The following is a 2831-nucleotide window of genomic DNA, read 5'->3' on the forward strand; positions in this document are numbered from 1 at the left end:
GGCATGGCCTACCGCAAGCGCGCGGCCTGACCCCCGGCGGTCCGGGGCGCGGTCACGACGATCGCGACGGCCGAGGCGCGAGGCGAACTGTTCGGCGCGCCGCAACTCAGCCGCTGAAGGGACCCCGCCGCGCCGCGAGCCTGCGGTAGAGCATCCGCTGGATGGCCTCGCGAACCTGGTCGGTCAACCCGAGCACGAGCATCTGATCGTCGGAGGCGTCGGACCCGTAGGAGTCGGTCGGCAGCGGCTCGCCGAACTCGATGTGCCACGCGGTCGGCAACGGCACCGCGCCCAGTGGCCCGAGCAGCGGGAAGAACGGCGTCACCGGGAAGTACGGCAGTCCGAGCAGCCGGGCCAGCGGCCGGATATCGCCGATCTTCGGGTAGATCTCCTCAGCACCGACGATCGCGCACGGGATGATCGGCACCCCGGTGCGCAGCGCCGCCGCCACGAACCCGCCCCGGCCGAACCGCTGCAACCGGTACCGGGCGGAGAACGGCTTACCGACACCCTTGTAGCCCTCAGGCCACACCCCGACCAGCTCGCCGCGCCCGAGCAGGCGCTCGGCGTCCGGGTGGCAGGCCAGGGTCTGTCCCGACCGGCGGGCCAGCGAGGCGAGCACGGGCGTGCGGAACACCAGGTCCGCGCCGAGCATGCGCAGGAACCGCCGCTCGGGGTGCTCGTCGTGCACGGCGACCGCCGTCATCATCGCGTCGAGCGGCAGAACACCGGAGTGGTTGCACACCAGCAACGCGCCGCCGCTCGCGGGCAGGTTCTCGGCCCCGTGCGCCCGCACGCGGAACCACCGGTCGTAGAGCGGTCGCAGTGCGGGCAGAAGCACCGTCTCGGTCAGCTCGGCGTCGAATCCGAACTCGTCGACGGTGTGCTCACCGGTGACGCGGTCGCGCAGGAACGCCAGCACGCGGCCGAGCGCGTCACCGTCGGTCTCGCCGGTGTTCGCACCGGGCAGTGGCACGACCGGCGCGTCGCGGTCCCCGCGGGCGTCACGGCCCGCGTCCCGGTCGAACGGAATGATCCGGGCGGGCGATCCCGTCACCGTGTGCTCCTCCACCTCTGCACCGAGTCGAGCGCGTCCGCGAGCGCGTCCGCGCCGAGCACGGCGGGCGCCGGGCGGTCGCGCACGTGATCGTCCAGTGCCTCGGCGGTGCTGAACCGGGGTGTGTAGCCGAACTCGCGTGTGAGCCGGGTGGTGTCTACCACGCGGCCGTAACTGAGCAGCCGCGCGTTCTCGGCGGACAGGTGCACCCCGCGCGCTCCGCGCAACGCCCGCCCGACCGACGGCAGGAGCCCGCGCGGTACCGGCCACTCCACCCGGCCCGCCCGGCGCACCGCCTGGGAGACGGTGACCACGCCATCGCCCGCGACGTTGAACACACCCGGCCGGTCGCGCAGGGTGGCGTGGCCGAGCACGGCCAGCGCGTCCTCGGCGTGCAGCAGTTGCAGCCGCCCGTCGAAGCCGAACACCGTCGGCACCACCGGCAGCGCGAGGTAGCGGGCGAAAACCGTGTCCATGCCCGCGCCGATGAGGTCGGCCAACCGCATCGTGGTCACCGTCACGTCGGGGCGGCGCCGGGCGAAGCCACGCACGTAGTCCTCGATCTCGACCGCGTCCCTGACGTAGCCGTGGGCCGCACCCGGCACGAGATCCGCGTCCTCGGTGAACACGGCCTGCGAGCGGGCACTCGCACCGTAGACGGCCGACGAGGAGACGACGACGAGCTTGCGCACGTGCGGCGAGCGCTGGCACGCGGCCAGCAGGCGCATGGTGCCGATGACGTTGACTTCCTTACGCGCGGCGCGCCTGCCGGGACCCGCCGGACGGCAGCTCGGCCCGGCGTGCACCACCGTGTCGACCTTCGCCGCGGTGATGATCTTCGAGATGAGCGGGTTCCGGATGTCGGCCCGCACGAACTCCGCGCGCCCGAGGTCATCGGCCACCGCGTCGGCCGGGGCGGAGGAGTCCATCCCGAGCACGCGTTCCGGGCCGGTGTCGCGACCCAGCCGCGCCAGCAGTCTGCCGCCGAGTTCACCAGCGACGCCGGTGACGAGGACGACGTTCGGCGGCATCGGTTGTCCCTCGGGCCCTGTGCCGGGGGACGGCCCCGGCGCGATCGGCTTACTTGCCCTGCTTGCGGCGCTGCACCCGGGTGCGCCGCAGCAACTTGCGGTGCTTCTTCTTGGACATACGCTTCCGGCGCTTCTTGATGACCGAACCCACACCCACTCCTAACGGTTGGTCGCGAACGGCCTACCAGGTTAGCCGGTGGGCCCGTGTGTGGTCCGCACGGGTCCGTGCCACGCCGGTGCCCGCGCCGGGAGAGTGGGTGCGGGTGGTTCAGCCCACGTCGAAGTAGGCGTTGTCGAGATAGTCGTGGACGGCCTGCTCGGGCACCCGGAACGACTTGCCCACCCGGGCCGCGGGCAGTTCACCCGAGTGCACCAGCCGGTAGACGGTCATCTTGGAGACCCGCATCAGCGAGGCCACCTCGGCGACCGTCAGGAACTGGACGTGCCGGGGGCCCGGCTGGTCCTCTCGTCCGCTCGATTGTCCGCTCGGCGGCATAACAATTCACCGTGTCCCTCCGCCACGCGCCGTGCCGCCCGGCTTCCCCACCGGGCGGTACCGACACGCGCGTGCTTCCTTTCGAGGGTAGCGGGACACGTGGGACTCCTGCGACGCCTGTCGAGGGGAAACAGCACACCCGTCCGGAGGCCGTGGCGGCCGAACCGCCGCGCACACCCCTGTCACCGCGTCGGTCCCGCCGCGGACCCGGGCAGCGCGCCGGGCACACGGCGGAGTCCGTGGCGGC

At 72.6% G+C, this 2831-nt stretch carries 4 protein-coding genes; all 4 read right to left on the minus strand.

Annotation, left to right across the window (positions count from 1 at the left end; all coding sequences use genetic code 11):
• Positions 1-106: 106 nt before the first annotated feature.
• The 4 genes from SACSA_RS0108390 to SACSA_RS0108405 all read right to left on the minus strand — a co-directional run bounded on the left by SACSA_RS0108390 (position 107) and on the right by SACSA_RS0108405 (position 2584).
• The gene (locus SACSA_RS0108390; RefSeq protein ID WP_048876573.1) at positions 107-1057 is read right to left on the minus strand and encodes a lysophospholipid acyltransferase family protein; all 951 of its coding nucleotides are present in this window, start codon (positions 1055-1057) and stop codon (positions 107-109) included.
• Complete coding sequence (locus tag SACSA_RS0108395) at positions 1054-2088, minus strand: NAD-dependent epimerase/dehydratase family protein (RefSeq protein WP_019815022.1); 1035 nt, start codon at positions 2086-2088, stop codon at positions 1054-1056. The genes SACSA_RS0108390 and SACSA_RS0108395 overlap by 4 nt, the downstream gene beginning before the upstream one ends.
• Before the next feature lie 49 nt (positions 2089-2137).
• Positions 2138-2239 carry a 30S ribosomal protein bS22 gene (locus SACSA_RS24525; RefSeq protein WP_005453035.1) on the minus strand — a complete coding sequence of 34 codons (102 nt, stop codon included), beginning with the start codon at positions 2237-2239 and terminating at the stop codon, positions 2138-2140.
• 117 nt (positions 2240-2356) lie between these two features.
• The gene (locus SACSA_RS0108405; protein ID WP_019815026.1) at positions 2357-2584 is read right to left on the minus strand and encodes a helix-turn-helix domain-containing protein; all 228 of its coding nucleotides are present in this window, start codon (positions 2582-2584) and stop codon (positions 2357-2359) included.
• Positions 2585-2831: the final 247 nt, after the last annotated feature.

This window comes from Saccharomonospora saliphila YIM 90502 (genome assembly GCF_000383795.1).
Taxonomy (GTDB): Bacteria; Actinomycetota; Actinomycetes; order Mycobacteriales; family Pseudonocardiaceae; genus Saccharomonospora; species Saccharomonospora saliphila.

Bases quoted from the DNA above. Each gene is read 5' to 3' on its own strand.
- SACSA_RS0108405 (WP_019815026.1), bottom strand. From the start codon at position 2,584: ATGCCGCCGAGCGGACAATCGAGCGGACGAGAGGACCAGCCGGGCCCC.
- SACSA_RS0108395 (WP_019815022.1), bottom strand. From the start codon at position 2,088: ATGCCGCCGAACGTCGTCCTCGTCACCGGCGTCGCTGGTGAACTCGGC.